At 44.7% G+C, this 4,207-nt stretch carries 6 protein-coding genes; 2 read left to right on the plus strand and 4 right to left on the minus strand.

Going from position 1 to position 4,207, the window contains the following annotated elements:
* Positions 1-242, minus strand: a 242-nt coding sequence (locus ACTXGO_RS10380; protein WP_443574383.1) for a hypothetical protein, incomplete at its 3' end; no start/stop codon positions are given.
* A 144-nt stretch (positions 243-386) separates the two neighbouring features.
* A complete protein-coding gene (locus tag ACTXGO_RS10385; RefSeq protein ID WP_443542138.1) occupies positions 387-713 on the minus strand; it encodes a hypothetical protein in 327 nt (108 codons plus the stop codon).
* Positions 714-939: 226 nt separating this feature from the next.
* Between ACTXGO_RS10385 and ACTXGO_RS10390 the strand changes: the two genes are divergently transcribed.
* Both ACTXGO_RS10390 and ACTXGO_RS10395 read left to right on the plus strand, forming a co-directional pair.
* Complete coding sequence (locus ACTXGO_RS10390) at positions 940-1,638, plus strand: heavy metal response regulator transcription factor (protein ID WP_443542137.1); 699 nt, start codon at positions 940-942, stop codon at positions 1,636-1,638.
* Between the two features lies 1 nt (position 1,639).
* Positions 1,640-3,103: an ATP-binding protein gene (locus ACTXGO_RS10395; protein WP_443542135.1), complete on the plus strand. Its 1,464-nt coding sequence runs from the start codon at positions 1,640-1,642 to the stop codon at positions 3,101-3,103.
* A 38-nt stretch (positions 3,104-3,141) separates the two neighbouring features.
* Here ACTXGO_RS10395 and ACTXGO_RS10400 read toward each other — a convergent pair whose 3' ends face one another.
* Together ACTXGO_RS10400 and ACTXGO_RS10405 are read right to left on the minus strand one after the other, a co-directional pair.
* Positions 3,142-3,810: a c-type cytochrome gene (locus tag ACTXGO_RS10400; protein ID WP_443542133.1), complete on the minus strand. Its 669-nt coding sequence runs from the start codon at positions 3,808-3,810 to the stop codon at positions 3,142-3,144.
* Between the two features lie 55 nt (positions 3,811-3,865).
* Positions 3,866-4,207 (minus strand): flavin monoamine oxidase family protein (locus tag ACTXGO_RS10405; RefSeq protein WP_443574381.1); only part of this gene is annotated, 342 nt, incomplete at its 5' end.

Consider the following 4,207-nt stretch of genomic DNA (forward strand, 5'->3'; position numbering starts at 1 on the left):
TTTTGATACATCTGCTTCATTTTGCCCATATTAGTCATCATCGCTTGCATAGCAGGATCACTCATATCCATCTTGCTATGATCCATTTTGCCCATCATTTGCATATGTTTGTCCATCTTCTCGCAATTCATCTGATCCTTTTGCGCATGCATTTTTGGATCGTGAGCCAGCGCTGACGTGGAGACGGCGATACCGATAGTAGCGGTAATAATCAGATGAGACATTGATTTAACTTTGGGCATTGATTTAAACAGTGACATGGTAAATCCTTATGTATTATTAAAAATAAAATTTGGGTGATGAGATCAGCTTAAAGCATAGCTGATCTATTCTGACAAAGAGATGACAGCAAGATGACAATATTGTCATCTTGCTGGGTTTTGATTTTAATCTTGCTCATATTCATTTAGCATAGATGGTGCTCTAGAGTTACTACCGCGTCCATACTTGTCTATAAAATACTTTTCAGACTGAAGATGTTGATCCTCATGTTCAACAGCACAAGCCACTCGTGCATCAATGTAACTTTTCATTTGGGCATTAGAGATTTGCGCGTTGTTATGATCTAAATTGCTAGCAAAGGTAGTGAGGTTATCGCAGTTATCGATAATGGAGGTGCTTAGATTAGTCGTATGTGCATTAGCTGCTGACATACCAATAAACATAGAAGCGGATAGGAGTAGTACTTTTTTGAATGACTCGTAATTTTTCATATAACACCTTTAATAGATTATTGAATACCGAATTAATTGCTGTTAAGAATAATGCATAGCCGCTACTCGTATCAGGAATGAGCCGCTATGTACTATGGGTATAGATTAGCAAACGCAGACTGACAATCTGATGACGAGCACGTGACATCTTTGTCAGATAGCAGTCAGTGTTGTCATTTTTGTTAACTTGAGCATTAAACAGCCAACGTTATGGTGAAGGATGGTTATGAAAGTACTACTAGTAGAAGATGAGCAAAAGCTTGGCGAGTATATAAAAAAGGGCTTGAGTGAAGCGGGGTTCATCGTTGAGCATCATACGACGGGGCTAGATGGTCACCATGCTTTGATGACGCAGGACTTTAGCGTTATTATCATGGATGTTATGTTGCCAGATATCAGCGGTTTTGAGCTGGTACGCAGTTACCGCGCGGCAGGCAAGCTCACGCCGGTGTTATTCTTGACCGCAAAAGACGATCTGAGCGATAAGATAAGGGGGATTGAGATCGGCGGTGATGACTATCTGACTAAGCCCTTTGCTTTTGCCGAACTCATCGTGCGTATAAAAAGCCTACTGCGCCGCGCCAATCAAGCCGACTACCAAAATACTCAATTACAAATCGCTGATCTGAAAATGGATATCGCCAAACGCAGCGTCAGCCGTAGTGACACCGTCATTAAGCTGACGGCAAAAGAATTTGCTCTGTTACAGTTTTTGCTTGAGCGCCGCAGTGAGGTGTTACCGCGCTCGGTCATTGCCTCACAAGTATGGGATATGAATTTTGATAGCGATACCAACGTCATCGATGTGGCGATAAGGCGGCTACGCATCAAGATTGATGATGATTATGAGACCAAGCTGATTCACACAGTACGCGGTATGGGCTACAAATTAGAAGTGTTATCCCCTGTTAAAGTAGACGCCTAATATGATGGCTGATAAGGTAAAAAGTACTTTTGATAATCGACGTCTGCCGCTGTTATGGCGCACGGTACTGCTGCTAACGATATTCGTTGTCCTCTCGCAGGTTATCATTTATATCTGGGTTGGGCGCTCTGTAAAAGGGCACTTTGAGCAGATGGATGCGGAGATTATTACTCATGCCGCCTTTAATTTACGCAAACGCTTAAGCGACGCGCCTGCGCCAAACGCTGTATCAAAAGCATTGCCAAACGCGCAAATAGTATCGAATACAGCACACTTGCCAGTACCAATAGACGCGGATCACTTGCATTCCGCGCAGCTAGATTATGATTTAAAAACCATCATTACCAACGCTAATGGGCGTTTGCTAACGAGCGTGCCTAGCGGTTTTGCTGATGAGTTGCCCATAGAGGTGAGCCTTGCGTCACTATGGCAACAGTATCGCGAGCAGCAGTTCGTCATTGAGATAAATGACAGACGTTATCGCGCTTTGATTATCAAAGATAACGAGGTGCTCGCTTTTATTGCGCTACCGATTGATGTACATCATCAGTATCTAGTGCAATTCAATCGTCAGCTGAGTCTGATTTTGCTTGCGATTACCTTGCTACTGGTCTCTATTGCCGCCCTTAGCGTCTACTGGGGCTTTGCGCCACTTGCAACTATCGTGCAAAAGATGAAAGGCATCAATCCTGAGCGCTTAGATGAGCGGTTGACGGTCAGCGATATGCCGCTAGAGCTGCGGCCATTAGCCCAGTCGTATAACCTGATGCTAGCAAAACTTGAGAGTAATTTTGACTCGTTATCAAGGTTCTCCGATAATATCGCCCACGAACTGCGTACGCCGCTTGCTACTTTGAGTACTCAGACTCAGGTCATGCTGAGTAAACCCAGAGCAGGCGAGGAATACATTGAGCAGCTTCATCATCAGCACGATACCCTCGAGCAGCTATCGAGTCTGATTAACAATATGCTATTGCTCGCCAAGACCCAAAAAGGTCTAAAGGACTCACAACTGAGTCCCGTCGATACCGAAGATTTGATGACCAAGCTGATAGAGTATTATGAATTGATCGCCGAGGATCGCAGGATTACCTTTGAGAAGTCTGGCGTATTTGCGTCGGTATTGGGGGACGCAGGCTTGCTGCAGAGACTATTTGCTAACCTAATATCCAATGCCATCTATTATGCAGCAAGTGATAGCGTCATTGGTATTAAAGCATCAAAGCTGACGCCTACCTCCCTTACTATAACCATTAGCAATCGCTTGACGCATGCTTTGACGCAGAAGGATGCCAATAAACTCTTTGAGCGTTTTTATCGTCATGACAAAACCAGCAGCGATCATTCAGGATCAGGGCTAGGATTATCTATCGTGCAAGCGATTGCGCAGGCGCACAAAGGTAGAGTCAGTATCGATATAAAAGAAGATACCTTTGAGGTTAAGGTAGCGTTACTGCTTGGATAATTAAAAGAATGGCCGTAAACTTTTTATTACTATTACAACTACTCACTCGGATCAGGCCCTGGCGGAAACTCGTGGCGTAGCTGGGCGACATTGGCAGCGGTTACTTTATCAGTATAAGGATTTAATTCGCTGTGCACATACTGCGTCACTGCGGCTATTTGCTCATCATCCATCATGCTATGAAAGGCGGGCATACCGCGCAGTCCATTCATCGTAACGCTGATAATATAGTATTTAGATTCCATCTTGCTGTTATCGGCAAGCGGCGGATAGTAGCCTGCGCCTTGTGCGCCTTTACCATCTACCATATGGCAGCCCGCGCACGAGTCATCATAGAGCTTTTTGCCGTTCGTAGTAAAAAATCCCTTTTTACCTTGTGTGCTACCTTCAAATTTGACTAGCCACTTTTGCAAACCCGCATCATTACTCATCTTAGGAATTGAGCTGACATCGACGATATTCATAGGCGGGCGGGTCAGCTCGTCTTTGGACATGTAGACTGCGCCCCACGCACCGTTATTGCGGCTGGCTTGATTGCTAAAATTGTCGCTCAAAACCATTGGCGTTTGTAAACTGGCAATAGTAGGGGCGCTTTGTTTAGCATATTGGCTACATCCTGATAAAAAAGCGCTGCCACTCATTATCAATAGAATTGGCAAACGATAGGATTTATGACCCTTTATCCGAGTAGGTTTTGCTTTTGTCATGTTTAATATCGCCTTTATGTTCGTCGCTATTTACCAAAGATTAATGACTTCACTATTAACCGAGTTTTTTTGCCTTTTGATGTAAGCGGTTTGCCGAATCCATGCCTGATAATATCGCGCCTTCTTGCCAAGCAGGAATGTGTGAGCAGTGCTCGCCTGCCAGTACAATGCGGTGGTCAATAGCGCATAGGGTATCGTAATACTGTTCGCGGCTTGATTCACTCCAAATGCCGTAGCAGCCAAGCGACCACGGTATACGGTGCCATGCGACTGAAGTGCCTGCGCGAAACTCTTTAGTGTACTGCGGATGAATGCGTTTGCCATATTCGAGCGCTGCGCTGATGCGCTCTTTTGGCGTAAGTGAGTTGAACTTATAAGACGCCTCACCAAAACCGTA

It is taken from the genome of Psychrobacter sp. T6-1 (assembly GCF_052258445.1).